This window comes from Streptomyces sp. NPDC002324 (assembly GCF_053593335.1).
In genome coordinates this window covers 571,597-595,459 of sequence record NZ_JBSFCF010000001.1, presented here as the reverse complement: position 1 = coordinate 595,459, position 23,863 = coordinate 571,597, and the positions used below count along the sequence as shown (strand labels likewise).

General features: G+C 71.1%; 20 protein-coding genes and 1 pseudogene. 11 read left to right on the top strand and 10 right to left on the bottom strand.

Annotation, left to right across the window (positions count from 1 at the left end; translation table 11 throughout):
* Nucleotides 1–19 precede the first annotated feature (19 nt).
* Nucleotides 20–1,246 (top strand): MFS transporter, encoded by a 1,227-nt coding sequence (locus ACWCRJ_RS02505; RefSeq protein ID WP_450937495.1) that lies wholly within the window; start codon nt 20–22, stop codon nt 1,244–1,246.
* Nucleotides 1,247–1,445: 199 nt separating this feature from the next.
* Complete coding sequence (locus ACWCRJ_RS02500) at nt 1,446–1,988, top strand: GNAT family N-acetyltransferase (RefSeq protein ID WP_450937598.1); 543 nt, start codon at nt 1,446–1,448, stop codon at nt 1,986–1,988.
* Nucleotides 1,989–2,016: 28 nt separating this feature from the next.
* Here ACWCRJ_RS02500 and ACWCRJ_RS02495 read toward each other — a convergent pair whose 3' ends face one another.
* From ACWCRJ_RS02495 to ACWCRJ_RS02485, 3 genes are all read right to left on the bottom strand, one after another.
* Nucleotides 2,017–3,771, bottom strand: a complete 1,755-nt coding sequence (locus tag ACWCRJ_RS02495) for an NAD+ synthase (RefSeq protein ID WP_450937494.1) — start codon at nt 3,769–3,771, stop codon at nt 2,017–2,019.
* A 114-nt stretch (nt 3,772–3,885) separates the two neighbouring features.
* On the bottom strand, nt 3,886–4,506 hold the full coding sequence (locus ACWCRJ_RS02490) for a DUF305 domain-containing protein (protein WP_450937493.1): 621 nt from the start codon (nt 4,504–4,506) through the stop codon (nt 3,886–3,888).
* A 28-nt stretch (nt 4,507–4,534) separates the two neighbouring features.
* Nucleotides 4,535–5,197: a DUF3105 domain-containing protein gene (locus ACWCRJ_RS02485; protein ID WP_450937492.1), complete on the bottom strand. Its 663-nt coding sequence runs from the start codon at nt 5,195–5,197 to the stop codon at nt 4,535–4,537.
* 391 nt (nt 5,198–5,588) lie between these two features.
* On the opposite strand from ACWCRJ_RS02485, the gene ACWCRJ_RS02480 reads away from it, so the two are divergent.
* Nucleotides 5,589–6,950: a glutamine synthetase family protein gene (locus ACWCRJ_RS02480; RefSeq protein WP_005478482.1), complete on the top strand. Its 1,362-nt coding sequence runs from the start codon at nt 5,589–5,591 to the stop codon at nt 6,948–6,950.
* Between the two features lie 107 nt (nt 6,951–7,057).
* Here the strand turns inward: ACWCRJ_RS02480 and ACWCRJ_RS02475 are convergent, their stop codons facing one another.
* From ACWCRJ_RS02475 to ACWCRJ_RS02465, 3 genes and pseudogenes are all read right to left on the bottom strand, one after another.
* The gene (locus ACWCRJ_RS02475; RefSeq protein WP_046918824.1) at nt 7,058–7,501 is read right to left on the bottom strand and encodes a VOC family protein; all 444 of its coding nucleotides are present in this window, start codon (nt 7,499–7,501) and stop codon (nt 7,058–7,060) included.
* Nucleotides 7,502–7,559: 58 nt separating this feature from the next.
* A pseudogene (locus tag ACWCRJ_RS02470) lies at nt 7,560–7,966 on the bottom strand (pyridoxamine 5'-phosphate oxidase family protein); the annotation flags it as partial.
* A gap of 197 nt (nt 7,967–8,163) precedes the next feature.
* A complete protein-coding gene (locus tag ACWCRJ_RS02465; protein ID WP_450937491.1) occupies nt 8,164–8,604 on the bottom strand; it encodes a hypothetical protein in 441 nt (146 codons plus the stop codon).
* A gap of 240 nt (nt 8,605–8,844) precedes the next feature.
* Here ACWCRJ_RS02465 and ACWCRJ_RS02460 point away from each other — a divergent pair, with 240 nt between their 5' ends.
* Nucleotides 8,845–11,856 (top strand): bifunctional [glutamine synthetase] adenylyltransferase/[glutamine synthetase]-adenylyl-L-tyrosine phosphorylase, encoded by a 3,012-nt coding sequence (locus ACWCRJ_RS02460; RefSeq protein WP_450937490.1) that lies wholly within the window; start codon nt 8,845–8,847, stop codon nt 11,854–11,856.
* Here the strand turns inward: ACWCRJ_RS02460 and ACWCRJ_RS02455 are convergent.
* Nucleotides 11,807–12,814 carry a DMT family transporter gene (locus tag ACWCRJ_RS02455; RefSeq protein ID WP_450937489.1) on the bottom strand — a complete coding sequence of 336 codons (1,008 nt, stop codon included), beginning with the start codon at nt 12,812–12,814 and terminating at the stop codon, nt 11,807–11,809. The two genes, ACWCRJ_RS02460 and ACWCRJ_RS02455, sit on opposite strands and share 50 nt — an antisense overlap.
* A 72-nt stretch (nt 12,815–12,886) precedes the next feature.
* Here ACWCRJ_RS02455 and ACWCRJ_RS02450 point away from each other — a divergent pair, with 72 nt between their 5' ends.
* Entirely contained in the window at nt 12,887–13,819 is a 933-nt protein-coding gene (locus ACWCRJ_RS02450) for a LysR family transcriptional regulator (protein WP_450937488.1), read from the top strand.
* On the opposite strand, the gene ACWCRJ_RS02445 is transcribed toward ACWCRJ_RS02450, so the two are convergent.
* Both ACWCRJ_RS02445 and ACWCRJ_RS02440 read right to left on the bottom strand, forming a co-directional pair.
* The gene (locus tag ACWCRJ_RS02445; protein ID WP_450937487.1) at nt 13,809–14,681 is read right to left on the bottom strand and encodes a phosphatase PAP2 family protein; all 873 of its coding nucleotides are present in this window, start codon (nt 14,679–14,681) and stop codon (nt 13,809–13,811) included. The two genes, ACWCRJ_RS02450 and ACWCRJ_RS02445, sit on opposite strands and share 11 nt — an antisense overlap.
* Before the next feature lie 132 nt (nt 14,682–14,813).
* Nucleotides 14,814–15,848 carry a LacI family DNA-binding transcriptional regulator gene (locus tag ACWCRJ_RS02440; protein ID WP_450937486.1) on the bottom strand — a complete coding sequence of 345 codons (1,035 nt, stop codon included), beginning with the start codon at nt 15,846–15,848 and terminating at the stop codon, nt 14,814–14,816.
* Nucleotides 15,849–16,321: 473 nt separating this feature from the next.
* Between ACWCRJ_RS02440 and ACWCRJ_RS02435 the strand changes: the two genes are divergently transcribed.
* From ACWCRJ_RS02435 to ACWCRJ_RS02415, 5 genes are all read left to right on the top strand, one after another.
* Complete coding sequence (locus tag ACWCRJ_RS02435; RefSeq protein WP_450937485.1) at nt 16,322–17,593, top strand: extracellular solute-binding protein; 1,272 nt, start codon at nt 16,322–16,324, stop codon at nt 17,591–17,593.
* A gap of 122 nt (nt 17,594–17,715) precedes the next feature.
* A complete protein-coding gene (locus tag ACWCRJ_RS02430) occupies nt 17,716–18,720 on the top strand; it encodes a carbohydrate ABC transporter permease (RefSeq protein ID WP_450937484.1) in 1,005 nt (334 codons plus the stop codon).
* A 13-nt stretch (nt 18,721–18,733) separates the two neighbouring features.
* Entirely contained in the window at nt 18,734–19,645 is a 912-nt protein-coding gene (locus tag ACWCRJ_RS02425; RefSeq protein ID WP_046914279.1) for a sugar ABC transporter permease, read from the top strand.
* A gap of 196 nt (nt 19,646–19,841) precedes the next feature.
* Nucleotides 19,842–21,518 (top strand): glycoside hydrolase family 13 protein, encoded by a 1,677-nt coding sequence (locus ACWCRJ_RS02420; protein WP_450937483.1) that lies wholly within the window; start codon nt 19,842–19,844, stop codon nt 21,516–21,518.
* A gap of 180 nt (nt 21,519–21,698) precedes the next feature.
* On the top strand, nt 21,699–21,956 hold the full coding sequence (locus tag ACWCRJ_RS02415) for a hypothetical protein (protein WP_450937482.1): 258 nt from the start codon (nt 21,699–21,701) through the stop codon (nt 21,954–21,956).
* A gap of 144 nt (nt 21,957–22,100) precedes the next feature.
* Here ACWCRJ_RS02415 and ACWCRJ_RS02410 read toward each other — a convergent pair whose 3' ends face one another.
* Nucleotides 22,101–23,315: an RNA-guided endonuclease InsQ/TnpB family protein gene (locus ACWCRJ_RS02410; protein WP_450937481.1), complete on the bottom strand. Its 1,215-nt coding sequence runs from the start codon at nt 23,313–23,315 to the stop codon at nt 22,101–22,103.
* 50 nt (nt 23,316–23,365) lie between these two features.
* Here ACWCRJ_RS02410 and tnpA point away from each other — a divergent pair, with 50 nt between their 5' ends.
* On the top strand, nt 23,366–23,794 hold the full coding sequence (gene tnpA / locus ACWCRJ_RS02405; RefSeq protein WP_450937480.1) for an IS200/IS605 family transposase: 429 nt from the start codon (nt 23,366–23,368) through the stop codon (nt 23,792–23,794).
* The last annotated feature ends 69 nt before the right edge of the window (nt 23,795–23,863 follow it).

Genomic DNA, 23,863 nt, shown 5'->3' with positions numbered 1-23,863 from the left:
CTTCCTGAAAGGTCCCGCCATGCCCTTGGCCCTGCTCGCACTCGCCGTAGGCGCCTTCGGAATCGGCACGACCGAGTTCGTCATCATGGGCCTCCTCCCGGAGGTCGCGGCCGACCTCGGCATCTCGATCCCCGCCGCCGGCCACCTCGTCTCCGCGTACGCGCTGGGTGTCGTCATCGGCGCCCCGCTGCTCGCCGCCGTCACGGCCCGGCTGCCCCGCCGCAAGGTCCTGATCGGGCTGATGGCCCTCTTCGTCGTCGGCAACGCGCTCTCCGCACTCGCCCCCGACGAGCACTGGCTCCTCGCCGCCCGCTTCCTCAGCGGTCTGCCGCACGGCGCCTTCTTCGGCGTCGGCGCGGTCGTCGCGATCGGCCTCGTGGCGCCGGAGCGCAAGGCCCGCTCGGTCTCGCTGATGTTCCTCGGCCTGACGATCGCCAACGTCGCCGGCGTCCCCGCCGCGACCCTCGTGGGCCAGCACTTCGGCTGGCGGATCACCTTCGTCGGGGTCGGCGTGATCGGCCTCGCGGCGATCGCCTCCCTGGCGCTCCTGCTGCCGGGCGACCGGGCGGAGGCCCGCCCCTCCGCCGGCCTGCGCGGCGAACTGGGCGCCCTGCGCTCGCTCCCCGTCTGGCTCGCCCTCGGCACGACCGTCGCCGGCTTCGGCGCGCTCTTCTCCGCCTACAGCTACATCACGCCCATGCTCACGGACTCCGCCGGATACGCCGAGACCAGCGTGACCCTGCTGCTCGCGCTGTTCGGCGTCGGCGCGACCATCGGGAACCTGGCCGGCGGCCGTCTCGCCGACCACTCCCTGCGGGGCACCCTCTTCGGCGGCCTGGCGTCGCTGATCGCGGTCCTCGCGCTGTTCCCGGTCCTGATGTCCGCCCAGTGGAGCGCGGCGCTGGCCGTCCTCCTCCTCGGCGTCGCCGCCTTCGCCACCGGCTCGCCCCTGCAGCTGATGGTCATGGAGAAGGCCGCCACGGCCCCCTCCCTCGCCTCCTCCGCCAACCAGGCCGCCTTCAACCTCGCCAACGCCGGCGGCGCCTGGACCGGTGGCCTGGCCCTCTCCGCCGGTCTCGGCGCGACGGCCCCGGCCACGGTGGGAGCGGCCCTCGCGCTGGTCGGCCTGGCGGTCGCCGGCGTGGCCTACACCGTGGACAACCGCCGAGCGGCCGCCGCCCCGCCGCAGCGCGGGCGCGTGGTGGCCTCCCACGTGCCGGGGGAGTCGGAGACGGTGCGCGTCTGAGACGGCGCCGATCCGAGACGGCGCCGATCCGAGACGGCGCCGATCCGAGACGGCGCGCGTCCGAGACGGGGCGCGTCCGAGACGCGCGGCGCCCACCGAAATCGCCTCGCGCACGAGCCGCCCCCGCCCTACCCTCGCGGCCATGACGGCATACGACGCGACCGACGGCGCACGGAGCACACCGGCTGGAACGGGCCCGGTGATCCGGCGGGAGACCGCGGACGATCACCGGGCGGTGCGCGAGGTGCACACCCGCGCCTTCGGCGACGGCGAGCGGGTCCCCGCGCTCGTGGAAGCACTTCGCGTCACGGAAGCCGCGACGGCGCCCCTGTCCTTCGTCGCCAGCGTCGAGGACCGGGTCGCCGGGCACGTCCTGCTGAGCGCGGCGCGCCTGGACGCCCCGCGCCGGATCGTGGACGTCCTGACCCTGTCGCCCCTCGGCGTGCTCCCGGAGTTCCAGCGCCAGGGCATCGGCACACGGCTCATCGCCCACGCCCTCGCGGCGGCCGACGGCCAGGGGGTGCCGCTGGTGTTCCTGGAGGGGTCCCCCCACTACTACGGCACGCGCGGCTTCGAGGGCGCCGTCGCGGCGGGCTTCCGCCCACCGTCGCTGCGCATTCCCGAAGCCGCGTTCCAGGTCGCCCGTCTGTCCGCGTACGAGCCGTGGATGACGGGCACCTTCGTCTACGCGGAGGCCTTCTGGGCCTTCGACTGCGTCGGCCTGCGCGACCCGGAGGCCTGAGGGAACGCCCTCGGGCCCCGGCCGGCCCCTACGCCTGCTCCCGCCACCGGTTGGTGATCGGCAGCCGGCGGTCCTTGCCGAACCCCTTCGGGGAGATCTTCGTGCCCGGCGGGTACTGCCGCCGCTTGTACTCGGCGGTGTCGACCATGCGGAGGGTCTTCGACACCAGCTCCCGGTCGAACCCGGCGGCCACGATCGCGTCGGCGCCCTGGTCGCGGTCGACGTACAGCTCCAGGATCGCGTCCAGGACCGGGTAGTCCGGCAGGGAGTCCGTGTCGACCTGGCCGGGACGCAGTTCGGCGCTCGGCGGCTTGGAGATGGAGCTCTCCGGGATGGGCGGGGTCTGCCCCCGCTCCGCCGCCGCCCGGTTGCGCCACTCCGCCAGCCGGAAGACCGACGTCTTGTACACGTCCTTGATGGGGCCGTACGCGCCCACCGAGTCGCCGTACAGCGTCGAGTACCCCACGGCCAGCTCCGACTTGTTGCCGGGCGCCAGCACGATGTGGCCCTCCTGGTTGGAGATCGCCATCAGCAGCGTGCCGCGCAGCCGGGACTGGAGGTTCTCCTCGGCCAGACCCGTCAGCTCCGTCGACGCCATGTACGCGTCGAACATCGGGGCGATCGAGATCGTGCGGAAGTTGAGCCCCGTCCGCCGCGCCAGCTCCGCCGCGTCGCCCTTGGAGTGGTCCGAGGAGTACTTCGACGGCATGGACACGCCGTACACGTTCTGCGCGCCCAGCGCGTCGCACGCGAGCGCCGCGACGAGCGCCGAGTCGATACCGCCGGAGAGCCCGATCAGGACGGACCGGAAGCCGTTCTTCGCCGCGTACGCCCGCAGGCCTACCACCAGCGCCGAGTACACCTCCTCGTCGTCGTCGAGGCGCTCCGCGTACCCACCGGTCAGCTCCGGCTCGTACGCGGGCAGCGGCTCCTCGGAGATGACGAGGCGGTCGACGCGCAGCCCGTCGTCGACGACCCCGGTGACCGGTTCGGCGGCGCCTGCCGGCAGGTCCAGGTCGAGGACGACACACCCCTCGGAGAACTGCGGCGCCCGCGCGACCACCTCGCCGTGGCGGTCCACCACGATCGAGTCGCCGTCGAAGACCAGCTCGTCCTGACCGCCGATCATCGCCAGATAGGCGGTGGTGCAGCCGGCCTCCTGCGCGCGCTTGCGGACCAGTTCCAGGCGGGTGTCGTCCTTGTCGCGCTCGTACGGCGAGGCGTTGATGGAGAGCAGCAACCCCGCCCCGGCGGACCGGGCGGCCGGGACGCGGCCGCCGTCCTGCCAGAGGTCCTCGCAGATGGCGAGGGCGATGTCGACGCCGTGCAGCCGCACGACGGGCATGGTGTCGCCGGGCACGAAGTAGCGGAACTCGTCGAACACGCCGTAGTTGGGGAGGTGGTGCTTGGCGTAGGTGAGGGCCACCTCGCCCCGGTACAGCACCGCCCCCGCGTTGCGCGGAGCCCCCGCGGGCTGGCCGTACTTCGGGGCGGCGGACTCGGAACGGTCGAGGTAGCCGAGCACCACCGGCAGCTCCCCGAAGCCCTCGTCGGCGAGCCGCGCGGCGAGCGCCCGCAGCGCGGAGCGGGAGGCCTCCACGAAGGACTGGCGCAGCGCCAGGTCCTCGACGGGATATCCGGTCAGCACCATCTCGGGGAACGCGACCAGATGCGCTCCCTGCTCGGCGGAGTGCCGGGTCCAGCGGACCACCGCCTCGGCGTTCTGGGCGATGTCGCCGACCGTCGAGTCGATCTGATTCAAAGCGAGACGAAGTTGAGGCACGGGGCCCAGTGTAATCGTCAGAGCGACGCTATGGGGTGTGGGGCGCCCCACGTTCGGCGCGCCCCCATGCCCCCGCGCTCCGGCGCTCCCGCGCCTTCGCACGCCGGGCGTGAGTTACCGGGGCGCGGCCCCTCGCTCCTTGAGCATGCCCGTCATCAACGAGATCTCGGACTCCTGGGCGTTGACCATGCCCTGAGCGAGCTTCTTCTCCACGCCGACCGTGCACTTGGAGACACAGCCCTGCGCCATGTGGACGCCGCCCTTGTGGTGGTCGATCATCAACTGGAGGAAGAGGACCTCGGCCCGCTTGCCGTTGAGCTTGCCGAGCTCGTCCATCTCGGCGTCGGTGGCCATGCCCGGCATCAGTGCGCCGTCCTCGCCGGAGGCCATGCCGCCCATGCCCATCCAGGCCATCGGCTCGTCCGACGACACCTTCGGCAGACCCCACAGATCGAGCCAGCCGATCATCATGCCGCGCTGGTTGGCCTGCGTCTGCGCGATGTCGTACGCCAGCCGCCGGACCTCCTCGTCGTCCGTCCGGTCGCGCACGGTGTACGACATCTCGACGGCCTGCTGGTGATGGACGGCCATGTCCCGGGCGAACCCCGCGTCGGCGGAGTCGGCGGCGGGGGCCTTGAGCCCGGACCCGTCGCCGTCGGCGACCGCGTAGGTGATCGCCCCGGCCGCGACGAGCGCCGCCGCGGCCCCGGAGGCGATCCAACCGATGTGCTTCATGCTTCCCACTGTCCCAGGCCCGCCGCCGCTAGGAGATGCCGTTGGTGCAGGCGGCACCCGGCTCGGGCGTCTGCTCGCCCTGGACGTAGGACTCGAAGAACTTGTCGACGTTCGGGTCCTTCGCGCTGGTCACCGTGCGCTGGTGGCCCCACGCGCTGAGCATGATCGGGTCCTTCTGGTCCTCGACGGGGCTCATCAGCGTGTACGGCGTCTTCTTGACCTTCTCCGCGAGCGCCTTCACGTCGGCCTCGGAGGCCTTGCTGTTGTACGAGACCCAGACCGCGCCGTGCTCCAGGGAGTGCACGGCGTTCTCGTTCTTGATCGCCTTGTCGTAGACGTCGCCGTTGCAGTTCTGCCAGACCGGGTTGTGGTCGCCGCCCACCGGGGGCTCCATCGGGTACTTCACGCTCTTGGTGACGTGGTTCTGCGTGAGCTTGGTGCTCCAGGTCTTGACGCCGTCGGACCCGGTCTTCCACTTGCCCGACGACTTGGAGTCGCTCGCCGCGCTGCCGCCGTCGTCGTCGGACTGCGAGCGGATCAGGACCGTCCCGCCCACCACGAGGCCGGCGACTATCAGCACGCTGGCGCCGATCGTGAGGATCCGGGTCCGGCGCTCACGGGAGCGCTCGGCACGGCGCATCGCCTCGATGCGCGCCTTGCGGTCCCCGCTGCTGTTGGTCTTGGCGGCCATGGGGTGTGTCCTTAGTGGGGGATGGGTCGAATGGGACGGTCGGATCAGCTGATCGTAAGTTGATCCGCTCCCTCACGTAAACGAGGGATCCCGCCTCCCATGCTGCCCCGCCGGCCCCGCGGACCGCCCACGGAACGACACGGGCGTTACGGATGTCGGCCCGAGCAGGCAAGATGGGCGGCAGAGCGGTTGAGCGGCACAGGGAGCGGTACTCCCGCACAGTGGGAGGTACACCTGCCGTACACCGGGCGTTCGGCCGGAGGTCGGTTTGCCGATCAAGGTGCGCAACGCGCATGAAATGGTGTTGTGGTGGGATGCTCAGGTGCCCGACCGTCTCCCGTCGCTCGGGAGCAAGGCGGCCTGACCAGCAAGGAATGGGTGGAAGCGGAAGATGGACAAGCAGCAGGAGTTCGTGCTCCGTACGTTGGAGGAGCGCGACATCCGTTTCGTACGCCTGTGGTTCACGGACGTGCTGGGCTTCCTGAAGTCCGTCGCCGTGGCCCCCGCCGAGCTGGAACAGGCGTTTGACGAGGGCATCGGCTTCGACGGCTCGGCCATCGAGGGCTTCGCCCGGGTGTACGAGTCCGACATGATCGCCAAGCCGGACCCGTCGACCTTCCAGGTCCTGCCGTGGCGTGCGGAGGCTCCCGGCACCGCCCGGATGTTCTGCGACATCCTCATGCCCGACGGCTCCCCGTCCTTCGCCGACCCGCGCTACGTCCTCAAGCGCGCCCTGGCCAAGACCTCCGACCTGGGCTTCACCTTCTACACCCACCCCGAGATCGAGTTCTTCCTGCTGAAGGACAAGCCGACGGACGGCTCCCGCCCGACCCCGGCCGACAACTCGGGCTACTTCGACCACACCCCGCAGAACGTCGGCATGGACTTCCGCCGCCAGGCGATCACCATGCTGGAGTCCATGGGCATCTCGGTCGAGTTCTCCCACCACGAGGGCGCCCCCGGCCAGCAGGAGATCGACCTGCGCTACGCCGACGCGCTGTCCACGGCGGACAACATCATGACGTTCCGCCTGGTCATGAAGCAGGTGGCGCTGGAACAGGGCGTCCAGGCGACCTTCATGCCCAAGCCGTTCTCCGAGCACCCCGGCTCCGGCATGCACACGCATCTCTCGCTCTTCGAGGGCGACCGCAACGCGTTCTACGAGTCGGGCGCCGAGTACCAGCTCTCCAAGGTCGGCCGCTCCTTCATCGCGGGCCTGCTCAAGCACGCGGCCGAGATCGCCGCCGTCACGAACCAGTGGGTCAACTCCTACAAGCGCATCTGGGGCGGCTCAGAGCGCACCGCAGGCGCCGGCGGCGAGGCCCCCTCGTACATCTGCTGGGGCCACAACAACCGCTCCGCCCTGGTCCGCGTCCCCATGTACAAGCCCGGCAAGACGGGCTCGGCCCGGGTCGAGGTCCGCTCCCTGGACTCCGGCGCGAACCCCTACCTGGCCTACGCGATGCTCCTGGCCGCCGGCCTCAAGGGCATCGAGGAGGGCTACGAACTCCCGCCGGGCGCCGAGGACGACGTCTGGGCCCTCTCCGACGCGGAACGCCGCGCGATGGGCATCGAGCCGCTCCCCCAGAACCTGGGCGAGGCCCTGTCCCTCATGGAACGCAGCGACCTGGTGGCGGAGACCCTCGGCGAACACGTCTTCGATTTCTTCCTGCGCAACAAGCGCCAGGAGTGGGAGGAGTACCGCTCCGAGGTGACCGCCTTCGAGCTGCGGAAGAACCTGCCGGTGCTGTAGGCGCAGGTCGGAGGGCGCTCACCGCTGAGCGGACCGCTGGGGCCGACGGTCATCGACCGTCGGCCCCAGCGGCATGTCCCGCCGGTCCGCGCGTGCGTGCGCCGGCGCTACCTCCGCTCCGCCAGGTCCGCCAGCACCCGGTGCAGCGGTTCCGAGACCCGGCGGCGGTACTCCTGGATCGCCCACCCGTTGCCGTCCGGGTCCTTGAAGTACATGAAGGTGGCGCCGTCGTCGGGGGCGTACTCGACGGGTTCGGAGACGTCGAGGCCGCGTTCGCGGAGTTCGGCGTGGGCGGCCTTGATGTCGGCGACACAGAGCTGGAGGCCCTGGTAGGAACCGGGGGCCGGTTTGACGCCCTGGGCCATGTCCCAGATGGCGTCGCCGAGGGCGATGGAACAGCCGGAGCCCGGGGGAGTCAGCTGCACGATCCGCATGCCGGGCATGACCTCCTGGTCGATGTCGACATGGAAGCCGACCTTGTCCCGGTAGAAGTCTCGGGCCCGGTCGATGTCGCTGACGGGCAGCGGAATCACTTCGAGCGTGTACTGCATCCCTGGTCCTCCAAGTCGCCCTTGACGGAGTGCCTGTGCGCCGGTGTGCACCGGTTCCTCAGCCGAACCGCCACCGTGTCCGGCTGAACGGCTCCCCCTTACCGAAGCCGAAAACCGTGCCGGGCGCCACCGCGAAGACGTAGGCGTGTCCCGCGCCGTGGTGGAAACACCCCTCCCGCACCTCGAAATGCCAGAAACCTCCGTACTTCGCCTCCCACGCGGCGGCCGGCTCCCGCAGCCGGGAGTCGTCGCTCACGCGTACGGCCTCGCCCTCCACCACCAGGTCGTAGCCCTCGTCCCAGGTGTTCGTGCCGGTCGTCAGCACGACGTGCGGGTTCTCGGCGAGGTTCCTCGCCTTCCGCTCCTCCGGGCCGGTGCAGAATGCGGCGCCCCCCGTGACCACACGGTGGGCAACGGCGTCACATGCGGCCGTCCGTCCGGCCGCACGGTCGAGATCCAGAACATTCAGCGGGGGTCGAGCCGGGGCTGCGGGGTGCGGGTGTCGGACATGAGGGTCCTCCTGCCACCGGTCACGAATCACCTGTCACCCGTCGGCCGAGGTCACAGGTGTCGGGTGTCGGGTGTCGGCTGTCGTCACAGTGCAGACCCCGCGGCGGCCGGAAACTCGTCCCCAGCCGCTCGGCGCGGAGCGCCGACCGCCGTCACACGGCATCCGGCGGATCGAGCAACCGGACCAGCACAGCCACGCCGACCGGGATCGCGAGGGCGTAGCCGACCAGGAGACCGATGCCCGGGTCGGCCGTGGCGGGCAGAGCCCGGTTCAGGGCGGTGGCCAGGAGCAGGGACACCGTCGCCAGCGTCAGGAAGGCGGCGAGCGCGGCACGCCGGCGCGGCGGTCGCGCGTCGCGATACAGCTCCGCAGCGGGCTGCGCCGCGGGGATGCTCAGCCCGAGCGCCAGCAGACCGGGCTCGGGCAGCCACCCGAACAGCCACCCCACCAGGGCGACGAGCCCGGCGACGGCGGCCCCGGCGAGCTCCAGCAGCACGGTGTGCGCCACCGTCTCCGAGGACACCACCGCCCGCCACGACCGGTGTCGTGTCACACCCTCCCCGCCGCCCGGCGCGTCCTCTTCCTCCACCACATCGGCAGATTAGCCGTGAACATGGTGCATGTGGCCTCCCGGGACGGCGGTACCGGGACGCACACCGGCCGCGGTCCGCGAAGCCCCTGGTCGTCCGGTGAGCGGGCCACCGGACCTCGCCGACGGCCGACCGGCGCTTCCCCCCGCCACTCCGGTTAGGCTCGTGCCCGTACGACCTTGATCGATGAAGTCGGGTGATCGGGTGAGCGGACGCGGACTTGATCCGACGGGAGGCCGGGGATGACGGCGCCGGGGCGCAGGAGCAGCACCTTCACGCGACTGCTGCGGCACGGTTTCACCGATCCGAGCGCCGCCGAGCGGCTGCTGGAGAGCGAGGAACTGTCCGCCGTACGCAACGACCCGGTGCTGCTGGACGCCCTGGGCGCGACCGCCGACCCGAACCTCGCGCTGCTGGGCCTCGTCCGGCTGCTGGAGGCACAGCCGGACCGGACCGCGCGGCGGTCGGTGCTGGACACGCTGATAGCGGCCAAGCCGCTGCGGGACCGGCTGCTGGGGGTGCTCGGCGCGTCCGCCGCGCTCGGTGACCATCTGGCCCGGCACGCGCAGGACTGGCAGGCGCTCGTGACGTACGAGGCGCAGGATCTGCATCCGGGCGTCGAGGAGTTCGAGCGGGGGCTCGCCGAGGCCACCGACCCGGTCTCGCTGCGTGTCGCCTACCGCCGCTGTCTGCTGTCCATCGCCGCCCGTGACGTCTGTGGCACGACCGACCTCGCCCAGACCGCCGCCGAACTCGCCGACCTCGCCACCGCCACGCTGCGCGCCGCCCTCGCGATCGCCGGAGCCGCCGCTCCGCAGGACGCGGCGCTGTGCCGGCTCGCGGTGATCGCGATGGGCAAGTGCGGCGGCCACGAGCTGAACTACGTCTCCGACGTCGACGTCATCTTCGTGGGGGAGACCGCGGACGGGGCCGACGAGCAGAAGGCGATCCGGGCGGCCACCCGCCTCGCGTCGCACATGATGCGGATCTGCTCGGAGACGACCGTCGAGGGCAGCATCTGGCCCGTCGACGCCAATCTGCGGCCGGAGGGGCGCAACGGCCCGCTCGTGCGCACGCTGAGCAGCCATCTCGCCTACTACCAGCGGTGGGCGAAGACCTGGGAGTTCCAGGCGCTGCTGAAGGCCCGGCCGGTCGCGGGGGACCTCGAACTGGGCGAGGAGTACGTCACCGCGCTCCAGCCGCTCGTGTGGAAGGCCGCGGAACGGGACAACTTCGTCGCCGACGTGCAGCGCATGCGCCGACGGGTGATCGAGAACATCCCGGCCGCCGAGGTCGACCGCCAGCTCAAGCTCGGACCGGGGGGCCTGCGGGACGTCGAGTTCGCCGTGCAGCTGCTCCAGCTCGTGCACGGGCGGGGCGACACCTCGCTGCGCAGCGGGACCACCCTCGACGCGCTGGGCGCGCTGGCCGCCGGCGGGTACGTGGGCCGGTCGGACGCGGCCCAACTCGACGACGCCTACCGCTTCCTGCGGTCCATGGAACACCGCATCCAGCTCTACCGGCTGCGCCGTACCCACCTCGTCCCCGAGGACGACGACGACCTGCGCCGCATCGGCCGTTCGCTCGGCCTGCGCACCGATCCGGTCGCCGAGCTGAACCGCGAATGGCGGCGCCACGCGGCCGTCGTCCGCCGGCTGCACGAGAAGCTGTTCTACCGGCCGCTCCTCGACGCCGTCGCCCAACTCGCCCCCGGCGAGACCCGGCTGAGCGCCGACGCGGCCCGCGAACGCCTCGTCGCCCTCGGCTACGCGGACCCGGCGGCCGCCCTGCGCCATCTGGAGGCCCTGGCCTCCGGCGTCTCCCGCAAGGCGGCCATCCAACGCACCCTGCTGCCGGTCCTGTTGGGCTGGTTCGCGGACTCCGCCGAGCCGGACGCCGGGCTCCTCAACTTCCGCAAGGTCTCGGACGCGCTCGGCCGGACCCCCTGGTACCTCAGGCTGTTGCGCGACGAGGGGGCGGCCGCCGAGAACCTGGCCCGTGTCCTCTCCGCCGGCCGCCTCGCCCCCGACCTCCTCATGCGCGCCCCCGAGGCCGTCTCCCTCCTCGGCGACGGCGACGGGGTCGCCGGTGGGGCCGGCGGGCTCGAACCGCGCGTACGCGCCCACCTGGAGCAGGAGATCCTGGCCGCAGTCGGCCGCGCGGACGGCGCCCAGCAGGGCGTCACGGCCGCGCGCGGCGTCCGCCGCCGCGAACTGTTCCGTACGGCCGCCCGGGACATCGTCGGCTCCTACGGCACCGAGGAGACCCCGGCGACCGCCGACCAGGGCGCCCTCGTCGACCTCGTCGGCGGCGCGGTCTCCGACCTCACCGCCGCGACCCTGGCGGGCACGCTGCGGGCGGTGGTCCGCGACCGCTGGGGCGACACCCTCCCCACCCGCTTCGCCGTCATCGGCATGGGCCGCTTCGGCGGCCACGAACTGGGCTACGGCTCCGACGCCGACGTCCTGTTCGTCCACGAGCCGCGCGAGGGCGTCGACGAGCAGGAGGCGGCCCGCGCCGCGAACGCGGTCGTCGCCGAGATGCGGCGCCTGCTCCAGATCCCGAGCGCCGACCCGCCCCTCCTCATCGACGCGGACCTCCGCCCCGAGGGCAAGTCCGGTCCCGTCGTACGGACCTTGAAGTCGTACGAGGCCTACTACCGCCGCTGGTCGCTGGGCTGGGAGTCGCAGGCCCTGCTGCGCGCCGAACCCGTCGCCGGTGACGAGGAGTTGGGCCGCCGCTTCATCGACCTCGTCGATCCGCTGCGCTACCCGGCGGACGGGCTCGGCGACGACGCGGTGCGCGAGATCCGGCGCCTGAAGGCCCGGATGGAGTCGGAGCGCATGCCGCGCGGCGCCGACCCGACCCTGCACACCAAGCTCGGCCGCGGCGGCCTGTCCGACGTGGAGTGGGCCGTGCAGCTGGTCCAGCTCCGGCACGCCCGCAGCGTGCCGGGCCTGCGCACGACCCGCACCCGCGAGGCCCTGGCGGCCGCGCTCGCGGCCGACCTGGTGAGCGCCGAGGACGCGGCGACCCTGGACGAGGCCTGGGTGCTGGCCACCCGCGTCCGCAACGCCGTCATGCTCGTCCGGGGCCGGGCCGGCGACACCTTCCCCTCCGACGGCCGCGAACTCGCCGCCGTGGGCCGCTACCTGGGCTACGGCCCCGGGCACGTGGGCGACATGCTCGACGACTACCGCCGGATCACGCGACGGGCTCGGGGTGTGGTGGAGGAGTTGTTCTACGGGGGGTGAGGCCGGAGCCGGGGTGGGGTGCGACCGGTGGAGCCTCTCCACGGGTGGGACCCGCCACCGGGACCCGCGACGAACGCACCGTCGCGGCCCCCTCGGCCCGTCGCCGCGTCAGCGCCACCCCCACGAGGACCACGACCATCCCTCCGACCACCCGCGCCCCCACCCGCTCGTCCAGGAACAGCGCGCCCAGCGCGACCGAGACCACCGGCAGCAGATAGCCGACCGTCGCCGCGCTGGTCGCGCCCTCGTCCTCGATCAGGCGGTAGTTGAGGTAGAAGGTCACGCCGGTGCCGAAGACGCCCAGGACGGTGACCGCGAGCAGGGCGGTCGCGTCCACGCCGGCCGTGCCCGGGGTGCCGGTGGGCAGGGCGAGTGCCGCCCAGCCCGTCGCGGTGAGGAGCTGCGCGGCGGACACCGCCAGCGGTGCGTCGCGCCCCGTCAGATGGCGGCCCATGTAGGCGAAGGCCACCGCGTAGCTGAGGGCCGCGCCGAGCAGGGCGAGAGCGCCCCCGGTCATCAGCCCCGCCCGCTGCCAGGGCGCGAAGATCAGCAGGACTCCGGCGAAGCCGAGCAGCAGACCGGTCAGGCGGGCGGGGGAGAGGGGGCGGTCGGTGCCGAGGAGGAGGCCGACAAGCATGGCCCACAGGGGGGTCGTCGCGTTGAGGACACCCGCCGTGCCCGAGTCGACGGTCTGCTCGCCGATGCCGAACAAGGCGAAGGGCAGGGCGTTGCAGAGGAAGGCGGCCACCAGGAGATGCCCCCAGGTCCGCCGGTCGCGGGGGAGACGCTGGCGTGCGACGAGGGCGAGGGCGAGCAGGACCCCCGCGCCCAGCGCGCACCGGGTGACGGTGATCCCGAGCGGGGACATGCCGTGGTTGAGGGCGAGCTTGATCCAGAGGAAGCCGGAGCCCCAGAGCAGGGCGAGCACGGCCATGCGGAGTGTGGACGCGAGAGGCATGGGCACAACGATCGGCTGCCCAATCCGTAAGGACAAGCGACGAATGATGCACACACCCTTAAGCTGGTCTACATGATTGACGTGCGTCGGATGCAGGTGCTCAGAACCGTGGTGACCAGCGGCTCGGTGACGGCGGCCGCGACCGTCCTCGGCTACACCCCCTCCGCGATCAGCCAGCAGGTCGCGGCGCTGGAGAAGGAGGCCGGGACCGCGCTGCTGGAGCGGGTCGGGCGAGGGGTGCGGCCCACGGCGGCCGGGCTGCTGCTCACCGAGTACGCCGAGACGATCGGACGGCAGGTCGCGGAGGCGGAGACCGCGCTGGCCGACCTGCGGGCGGGACGCACGGGACGGCTGGCGGTGCGCTACTTCGCCACGGTCGGCGCCTCCCTGGTGGCCCCCGCCGTCGCCCGGCTGCGCGCCGAGCACCCCGGCGTCCAGGTCGAGCTGAAGCTGATCGACCCCGACGACCCGCTCCCGGCCGTCAAGGAGGGCCGGGCCGACCTCGCGCTCGTCGTACTGCCGCGCGGGGCGGACCCCGAGGGCGTGACGCTGCTGCACCTGCTCGACGACACCTATGTCGCCGTACTGCCCGCCGCGCATCCCCTCGCGGACCGGCCCGCCCTCGAACTGTCCGACCTCGCCGACGAGCCGTGGGTGGGGAGTGAGTCGCCGGGACCCTGCCTGGACGCCGAACTGGACGCGTGCGCCGAGGCAGGGTTCAGGCCCCGGTTCGTCGTCGAGAGCGAGGACTACGCGACGGCGCAGGGCTTCGTCGCCGCCGGTCTGGGTGTGGCCCTCATCCCTTGCCTCGGCCTCGGCAGCACCCACCCGGACGTCGTCGTACGCCGCCTCGCCGGTCCGGAACCCCACCGCTCGATCCACGTGGCCGTACGCGAGACGGCTCCGCCGCAGCCGGCCCTGAGGACGTTCGTGCGGGCGCTGCGGGACGCCGCCGACGCCTCGGGCCCGCGACCAGCGGCTCCCGGCGCCGGCGCTACGCCTTGACCGGCGCCGGTTCCGTCTCCCCGGATCTCCCGGGCTTCCCCGTGACCTGGCGCGGCAGCGCGTACGGCAGCGCCCCGTACCAGAGGCGGGCCACCGTGTAGCCGAAGGCGAGGCACATCATGCCGCCGACCGCGTCCAGCCAGAAGTGGTTGGCGGTGGCGACGATCACGACGAGCGTCAGGGTGGGGTAGAGCAGGCCCAGCACCCGCACCCACGGCACCGACGCCAGCGCGAAGATCGTCAGCCCGCACCACAGCGACCAGCCGATGTGCATCGACGGCATCGCGGCGTACTGGTTCGACATGTTCTTCAGGTCGCCGGAGGCCATGGAGCCCCACGTCTGGTGGACGACGACCGTGTCGATGAAGCTCTCGCCGGTCATCAGGCGGGGCGGGGCCAGCGGATAGAAGTAGTAGCCGACCAGGGCCACCGCCGTGGTCGCGAAGAGCACCAGACGGGTCGCCGCGTAGCGACCCGGATGACTACGGTAGATCCACACGAGGACACCGAGCGTGACGATGAAGTGCAGGGTCGCGTAGTAGTAGTTCATGCCGACGATCAGCCATGTCACCGAGTTCACGGAGTGGTTGATCGTCTCCTCGACCGCGATCCCGAGGTGGTGCTCCACCCGCCAGATCCAGTCGGCGTTGGCGAGGGCCTGCCTCTTCTGCTCGGGGACCGCGTTGCGGATCAGGGAGTACGTCCAGTAACTCACCGCGATCAGCAGGATCTCGAACCAGAAACGGGGACGGCGCGGAGCCCTCAGCCGGTGCAGGACCCTCTGCCCCGGCGTGCCCGTGACGGCCCGCGGGGCGGCCTGCTCCCGGCCTTCCTCCAGTGTCGTCACGGTCGCCTCACCCATGGGCACAGAGTCTGCCAGATAAGCGGTACCCCACCGATCATCCTCTGGTCGGGTTCATCACGCACGTTCGTCGGGGTACAGCACAGAGCCCTCTCCTCCGTACGTATGGCACCCACCCCCGCCTTCTCCGTCCTAGGTACGACTGCGGTCCCCAGGTGCCGAAGCGGTCGACCCCCGCACCACCAGTTCCGGCATGAACACGAACTCGCTGTGCGGCGCCGGAGTCCCGCCGATCTCCTCCAGCAACGTACGCACCGCCGCCTGCCCCATCGCCGGGACCGGCTTGCGGACGGTCGTCAGCGGGGGGTCGGTGAAGGCGATCAGGGGGGAGTCGTCGAAGCCGACGACCGAGACGTCCTGCGGCACCAGCAGGCCCCGCTGCCGCGCCGCCCGGATCGCGCCGAGCGCCATCATGTCGCTCGCGCACACCACCGCCGTGCAGTCCCGGTCGATCAGCGCGAGGGCCGCCGCCTGGCCGCCCTCCAGCGTGTACAGGGAGTGCTGGACCAGCTCGGACTCGACGGTCGCGGCCGCCAGGCCCAGCAGGTCCTGCATCGTGCGGACGAAGCCCTCGATCTTGCGCTGGACCGGCACGAAGCGCTTGGGCCCGAGGGCCAGGCCTATCCGGGTGTGCCCCAGCGACACCAGATGCGTCACCGCGAGGGACATCGCCGCCCGGTCGTCCGGCGAGATGAAGGGGGCCTGCACCTTGGGCGAGAAACCGTCGACGAGCACGAACGGCACGCCCTGGGCGCGCAGTTGCTCGTAGCGCTGCATGTCGGCCGAGGTGTCCGCGTGGAGTCCGGAGACGAAGATGATGCCGGCGACCCCGCGGTCGACGAGCATCTCGGTCAGCTCGTCCTCGGTCGAACCGCCGGGGGTCTGGGTGGCGAGGACCGGGGTGTAGCCCTGCCGGGTCAGCGCCTGGCCGATGACCTGGGCCAGGGCCGGGAATATGGGGTTCTCCAGCTCCGGGGTGATGAGGCCCACCAGACCCGCGCTGCGCTGCCGCAGTCGTACGGGCCGCTCGTAGCCCAGCACGTCGAGGGCGGCCAGAACGGACTGGCGAGTGGTCGCGGCGACGCCCGGCTTCCCGTTCAGGACGCGGCTGACAGTCGCCTCACTGACCCCCGCCTGGGCTGCGATGTCGGCAAGCCGTGTGGTCACAGCACTGGACTGTACCGGCCGGGCCTGCGCTTGCCCACCGGCCCGGCCTCGGGTGCGGGCGGGGGTGCGGCCCGCTGTGGGCTGCTGCGTCATCGCGGTCCCTCGTGATTCTGGTCGGTGTCCGTGGGGCGCCCGTGCGCGGAAGAGGGGTCTACTGCCCCGATCCGCAAGGCGCTGACTGAGTGATGATTGCCTTACGCGCGTGTCGTGGCAAGAGCTTGCAGAGTCTTTCATGGTCGCCCCAGGCCGCGCTGATCGGCCCAGATGCAGGGTTTCGAGGGGGTCAGGCGCAGGTCACGGCGGGGTAACCATCACCGGTTCTTGCACTTTTTTGCAGCAAGGTCTTTCGTCCGGCTTACATCGCTGTTACGTTCGGCCACGCCCGGCGGCGGCAACGGCGCGCCGGCACTCGGCGGGGACGGCAGACGGGGCCTCCCTCCCGGCACACGGGCTTTCACCCTCAAGGAGATCTCATGCGGCGTGGCATAGCGGCCACCGCGCTGGTGGCGTCGATCGCCCTCACGGCGACGGCCTGCGGCGGAAGCGACAGCGGCGACTCGGCCGACGGTCCGGTCACCATCACCTGGTGGGACACCTCCAACGCCACCAATGAGGCACCGACGTACAAGGCCTTGGTCAAGGAGTTCGAGGCCGCCCACGAGAACATCAAGGTCAAGTACGTCAACGTGCCCTTCGACCAGGCGCAGAACAAGTTCGACACCGCCGCCGGAGCCACGGGCGCCCCGGACATCCTGCGCTCCGAGGTCGGCTGGACCCCGGCCTTCGCCAAGAAGGGCTTCTTCCTGCCGCTGGACGGCACCGAGGCCCTCAAGGACCAGGGCGAGTTCCAGCCCAGCCTGATCAAGCAGGCCCAGTACGACGGCAAGACCTACGGCGTCCCGTTCGTCACCGACACCCTCGCGCTGGTCTACAACAAGGCCCTCTTCGAGAAGGCCGGCATCACCGAGGCCCCCAAGAGCTGGGACGACCTGAAGAAGGCCGCCGCCACCATCAAGGGCAAGACCGGCGTCGACGGCTACTGGGGCTCCACCCAGGCCTACTACGCCCAGTCCTTCCTCCACGGCGAGGGCACCGACACCGTCGACGTCGCGCAGAAGAAGATCACCGTCAACTCCGCCGAGGCGAAGAAGGCGTACGGCACCTGGCTCGGCCTCTTCGACGGCAAGGGCCTGCACAAGGCGGACACCACCGCCGACGCCTACGCCCACATCCAGGACGCCTTCGTCAACGGCAAGGTCGCCTCGATCGTCCAGGGCCCGTGGGAGATCACCAACTTCTACAAGGGCTCGGCGTTCAAGGACAAGGCCAACCTGGGCATCGCCACCGTCCCGGCCGGCACCAGCGGGAAGGCGGGCGCCCCCACCGGCGGCCACAACCTCTCCGTGTACGCCGGCTCGGACAAGGCGCACCAGGAGGCGTCGCTGAAGTTCGTCGAGTTCATGACCTCGGCGAAGTCCCAGGAGACCATCGCCCTGAAGAACTCCACGCTGCCCACGCGCGACGACGCCTACACCAGCGAGGTCAAGGCCGACCCGGGCATCGCCGGCTACCAGACCGTGCTGGCCGCCGCCCAGCCGCGCCCCGAGCTGCCCGAGTACAGCTCCCTGTGGGGCCCGCTCGACACCGAACTGCTCGCGATCGCCGGCGGCAAGGAGTCCCTCGACAAGGGCCTCGGCAACGCGGAGACCGCGATCGCCAAGCTGGTCCCGGACTTCAGCAAGTGACCCCGCGTGGCCGCCGCGTCCCGCCCCGATGCCCCGGGGACGGAACACGGCGGCCACCGGCCGGCCCCCACACCCCAGCCCCCGAGCGGCCCAGCCCCTGATCCTCCAGAAGGTGTCGAACGATGACAGTCGCCATCGACCGTGCGACCGGCAAGCGCCGAGGTGAACCGGGCGGGAGCCCGGGCCGGCTGACGCGTCTGAGGCAGTCGTACCAGCGGTACTGGTACGCGTACGCGATGATCGCCCCGGTGGTCCTCGTCCTCGGCGTCCTGGTGCTGTATCCCCTGGTCCGAGGCTTCTACCTCACCCTCACCAACGCCAACAGCCTCAACTCGGCGCGCACGATCGGCGTCAACCACATCGAGGCCACCTACGAGTTCATCGGCTTCGACAACTACGCCGACATCCTGTGGGGCCCGACCTCCTACGACCGCTTCTGGTCGCACTTCGTCTGGACGATCGCCTGGACGGCTCTGTGCGTCGCCCTGCACTACCTCATCGGTCTCGGCCTCGCGCTGCTGCTCAACCAGAAGCTGCGCGGCCGCACCCTCTACCGGCTGATCCTGGTCCTGCCGTGGGCCGTCCCCACCTTCGTCACCGTCTTCGGCTGGCGGTTCATGCTCGCCGACGGCGGTGTCATCAACGCCGGCCTCGAAGCGCTGCACCTGCCGACACCGCTGTGGCTGGAGGACACCTTCTGGCAGCGGTTCGCCGCGATCATGGTCAACACCTGGTGCGGGGTGCCGTTCATGATGGTCTCGCTGCTCGGCGGACTGCAGTCCATCGACACGACCCTGTACGAGGCCGCCGAGATGGACGGCGCGAGCGCCTGGCAGCGCTTCCGCCACGTCACCCTGCCGGGCCTGCGCTCCGTCAGCTCCACCGTCGTCCTCCTCGGCGTCATCTGGACGTTCAACCAGTTCGCCGTCATCTTCCTGCTGTTCGGCGACACCGCGCCCGAGGCGCAGATCCTCGTGACCTGGGCGTACTACCTCGGCTTCGGGCAGCAGCCGCGGGACTTCGCGCAGTCGGCCGCCTACGGCATCCTGCTGCTGGCCATCCTGATCGTCTTCACCTCCGTCTACCGCCGCTGGCTGAACCGCGATGAGCAGCAGCTCGCGATCTGAGGCAGGAGCCCCCATGAGCACCACGACCGTCAAGACCACGGCTCCCGAGGACGGGCCGGTCGCGCGGACCGCCCCGGCGCCCAGGACACGCCGACGCGGTGAGAACAGCCCCGCCGGCGCCTTCGCCTCCCACACGATCCTCGTGCTGGCGAGCCTGGCCGCGCTCTTCCCGATCGCCTGGCTGGTCTTCCTGTCCCTCGGTCCGGACAAGGACGATTACCTGCATCCCGGGCGCATCTTCGGCAAAATGACCTTTGCCAACTACTCGTACGTGCTCCAGGAGACACCGTTCTTCGACTGGCTGGTCAGCACCCTCGTCGTCTCGCTCGGCACCACCGTCATCGGGGTGCTGATCGCGGCGACCACGGGCTATGCCGTCTCCCGCATGCGCTTTCCGGGCTACCGGAAGTTCATGTGGGTGCTCCTGGTCACGCAGATGTTCCCGGTGGCCGTCCTGATGGTGCCGATGTACGAGATCCTCTCGGAACTGAAGCTCATCGACAGCTACCTCGGCCTCGTCCTCGTCTACTGCTCGACGGCCGTGCCGTACTGCGCCTGGCTGCTCAAGGGCTACTTCGACACGATCCCCTTCGAGATCGACGAGGCCGGACGCGTCGACGGGCTGAGCCCCTTCGGCACGTTCGCGCGGCTGATCCTGCCGCTCGCCAGGCCGGGCCTCGCGGTCGCCGCGTTCTACAGTTTCATCACCGCGTTCGGGGAGGTCGCCTTCGCCTCGACGTTCATGCTGTCCGACACGAAGTACACCTTCGCCGTCGGCCTGCAGAGCTTCGTCAGCGAACACGACGCGCAGCGCAACCTGATGGCCGCCACCGCGGTCCTGGTCGCGATCCCCGTCTCCGCGTTCTTCTACCTCGTGCAGAAGAACCTGGTCACCGGCCTGACCGCGGGCGGCACCAAAGGCTGACCGCCGACAGGGCCGTGAAGGGCCGTCGCTCACCGCGGCTCTCGTGGGGGCCGGTCGCGCGGTGCCCCGCGCCCCTTCGGGGGCGCCCGAAGACCCGAGACGGCCGCGCTGGCCATCCGACCCCGCTGTCACCGCGGCCGTCTCGCCCACATCCTCATCCTTCCGCCCGGATGACCCGCCACGCATCAAGGACGTCATGAGCCACCAGCACTCCACCACCACCCCCACCGCGACCCCCGCCGAGGTACAGCGCAGCGACTGGTGGCGCGACGCGGTGATCTACCAGGTCTATCCGCGCAGCTTCGCCGACAGCAACGGCGACGGCATGGGCGACCTGGAGGGCGTACGTTCCCGGCTCCCGTACCTGCGCGACCTCGGCATCGACGCCGTGTGGCTCAGCCCCTTCTACGCCTCCCCGCAGGCGGACGCCGGCTACGACGTCGCCGACTACCGCGCGGTGGACCCGATGTTCGGGTCGCTGCTGGACGCCGACGCCCTGATCCGCGACGCCCACGAGCTGGGCCTGCGCATCATCGTCGACCTGGTCCCCAACCACTCCTCCGACCAGCACGAGTGGTTCAGGCGGGCGGTCGCGGAGGGCCCCGGATCACCGCTGCGCGACCGCTACCACTTCCGCGAGGGCAAGGGCGCCTCCGGCGAACTCCCCCCGAACGACTGGGAGTCCATCTTCGGCGGCCCGGCCTGGACCCGGGTGACGGAGCCGGACGGCACCCTGGGCGCCTGGTACCTGCACCTGTTCGCCCCGGAGCAGCCCGACTTCAACTGGGACCACCCGGCGGTCGGCGACGAGTTCCGCTCCGTCCTGCGCTTCTGGCTCGACATGGGCGTGGACGGCTTCCGTATCGACGTGGCCCACGGCCTGGTCAAGGCCGAGGGACTCCCGGACCTCGGCGCCCACGACCAGCTGAAACTGCTGGGCAACGATGTCATGCCGTTCTTCGACCAGGACGGCGTCCACGCGATCTACCGCGAGTGGCGCCTGGTGCTGGACGAGTACTCCGGGGAGCGCATCTTCGTGGCGGAGGCGTGGACCCCCACCGTCGAACGCACCGCGAACTACGTCCGCCCGGACGAACTGCACCAGGCCTTCAACTTCCAGTACCTGGGCACGGCCTGGGACGCGGCCGAGCTGAAGACCGTCATCGACCGCACCCTGGACGCGATGCGCCCGGTGAACGCCCCCGCCACCTGGGTCCTGTCGAACCACGACGTGACCCGCCACGCGACCCGCTTCGCCAACGAGCCGGGCCTCGGCACGCAGATCCGCCTCGCGGGCGACCGCGCGCTGGGGCTGCGCCGCGCCCGCGCCGCCTCGCTGCTGATGCTGGCCCTGCCGGGCTCGGCGTACGTCTACCAGGGCGAGGAACTGGGCCTGCCCGACGTCGTCGACCTCCCGGACGAGGTCCGCCAGGACCCGGCGTACTTCCGGGGCGCGGGCCAGGACGGCTTCCGCGACGGCTGCCGCGTCCCGATCCCGTGGACCCGGTCCGGCTCGTCGTACGGCTTCGGCGCGGGCGGCTCCTGGCTGCCGCAGCCCGCCGAATGGGGCGAGCTGAGCATCGAGGCCCAGACGGGCGCGGCGGACTCGACCCTGGAGCTGTACCGCACCGCCCTGTCCGTCCGCCGGGAGGAAACCGGCCTGGGCGCGGGCGACTCGGTCGAGTGGCTGAAGGCACCCGAGGGTGTCCTGGCCTTCCGCCGGGGCGACTTCGTGTGCGCCGCCAACACCACGGGCGAGGCGGTCACGATCCCCGCGTACGGCCGTGTCCTGCTCGCCAGTGGCGAGGTGACCGTGGCCGAGGACGAGGCGAAGCTGCCGGGGGACACGACGGTCTGGTGGACGACCGGCTGAACCTCCGCAGTACAGCGGCCGCGCGGGCACCGGCGGCCGGCCTTCAGGGCCCGTCGCCCCGCACCGGGGCGGCGGGCCCTGCCGCGTCGTCCGGCCGGGGTGCGTCCCACGTGCCTCAGGAGGACAGTGGAAGGAGGTGGGGGCGACGGGGAGAACGGCCAACACCGGGATGTGAGCTAGATGGTTGACGGCACAACGAGCGGTCGGGACCCGGCCGAGGAGACCGTGGCCCGCGACTCGTACGGGCCGTCCCGTCCCGCCCGGTCCCGCCACCGGGTCCGTATCCCCGGCTTCGCACGCGAGGACGGGGACACCGGGCTGGGCGACGCCGTCGCCCGTGTGACCGCGGCGGTGGGGATCCGGCCCTGCGGCGGCTGCGAGCGCAGGGCCGCGGCCCTGAACCGGTGGATGACGATCGACGGCGGACGAGAACCCTGAGCACCGCGCGAGGCGCGTGCACGACCAGGACGCCCGGTGCGCGACCGCTCCGGGCCGGGGACCCGACGAGGCCGTGCCGCGCGTGCGTGCGTGCGTGAGGAGTGACCCGTGACTCCTCCCCCGGCTGAAGCCGGGGGCTTCTCGCTATGCCGGGTTGGCGTGGCGACGGACCAGCCCGGCCCGTAGAACGTTGGTGGCTGCCACGGTGTCGGCGTGGGCGGTGTGGCCGCAGGCGACGCAGTGGAACTTTTCCTGGGTGGGCCGGTTCTCCTTGGCGGTGTGCCCGCATTCTGGGCAGGTGCGGGAGGTGTTGCGGGGGTCCACGGCGATCACTTCCCGTCCGGCGCTTTCAGCCTTGGCGTGCAGAATCGTCAGGAACACCCCCCATCCGGCATCGTTGATCGACTTGTTGAGCCCGGCCTTCGCGGCGGCCCCGTTGGACAGGAAAGTGCCTGGCCGGTCGGGGTCGGGCCTGGACGCGGGGGCCTTGCTCATGTTGCGGATCTTGAGGTCTTCGTGCGCGATGACGTCGTGTGCGCGGACCAGGCCGAGGGCGGTCTTGTGGGCGTGGTCGAGGCGCTGACGCCGTACCTTGCCGTGCAGTTGGGCGACCTTCTCCACCGCGCGCTGGTGGTTGGCGGTTCGGTCCTTGGCCTTGCGGCGCGGGAACCGGGACAGGGCCTGCTGCGCGGCTACGAGCTTTTCGGCCGCGTGGCGGCCGTAGCGCGGGTTGGACACGAAAGCGCCGTTCGAGTCGGCGAGGAAGTTCGCGATGCCCAGATCGATGCCGGCCACGGAGCCGGTCGCGGGCAGCGGTTCGGGCCGGTCCTGCTCAGCGGTCAGCACGACGAACCACTTTCGGCCCTCGCGCTTCACCGACACGGTCTTGATGTGGCCGCCCACCGGGCGGTGCTGGTTGACCTTGACGTGGCCGACGCCCTGGAAGCGGACCCGGGTGACGGGGTCGTGCGGGGTGGAGTTCCACCGGCAGCCGTCACCGTCCCTGGGGAAGTCCACCGTGTCGAACCAGTTCACCCCGCGAAAGCGCGGATAACCGGGCGTGTCACCGGACTTGACCCGGCGGAAGAACGCGGCGAACGCCTTGTCGAGACGGCGCAGGGTGGCCTGCTGCGAACTGAACGACCAGCGGCCCTGGCGCTCCGGGTCGAACGCCCGGATCTCCTTGAGCTGCGCGGACTGCATCCCGTACTTGACGGTGGTCTTCGAGACGTGCCGCCAGGCGTCACGGCGTTCTTGCAACGCCCCGTTGTAGAGGGAGCAGTGATCCCGCAGTATCTCGGCCAGCGCCTGGGCCTGGTGGACGGTGGGACGCAGGAGGAACTTGTACGCACGGATCATCCAGCCCACCCCCTCCGGTCAGGTTCACCTGACCCTACTACACTTGGCGTATGTCACCGCGCTGGGAGTCAGATCCCGATGTCCGACGGGGGAATCATGTCATCTTCAACCTCCACGCACACTTGGTGTTTGTCACGAAATACCGGCGGGAGATCTTCAACGGCGAGATGCTGACGCGCTGCGAGGAGATCATGCGCGACGTGTGCGAGAGCTTCGGCGCCGAGCTGCGGGAGTTCAACGGCGAGGACGATCACGTCCACCTGCTCGTGCACTACCCGCCGAAGATCGCTTTGTCCAAGCTCGTCAACAGCCTCAAAGGCGTCAGCTCCCGCTACCTGCGCGCGGAGTACACCGGCCGGATCAACCGGATCGGCGCGGGCTCGGTGTTCTGGTCCCCGTCGTATTTCGCGGGATCCTGCGGCGGCGCACCGCTGAGCATCGTCAAGGACTACATCGAGAACCAGAAGCGCCCGGCCTGACCGTCACCCCACAGGCGTAGCGATCTCCGGCACTTCGCGCCTCCAGACCGAGGATCGCATTCCCGCCAG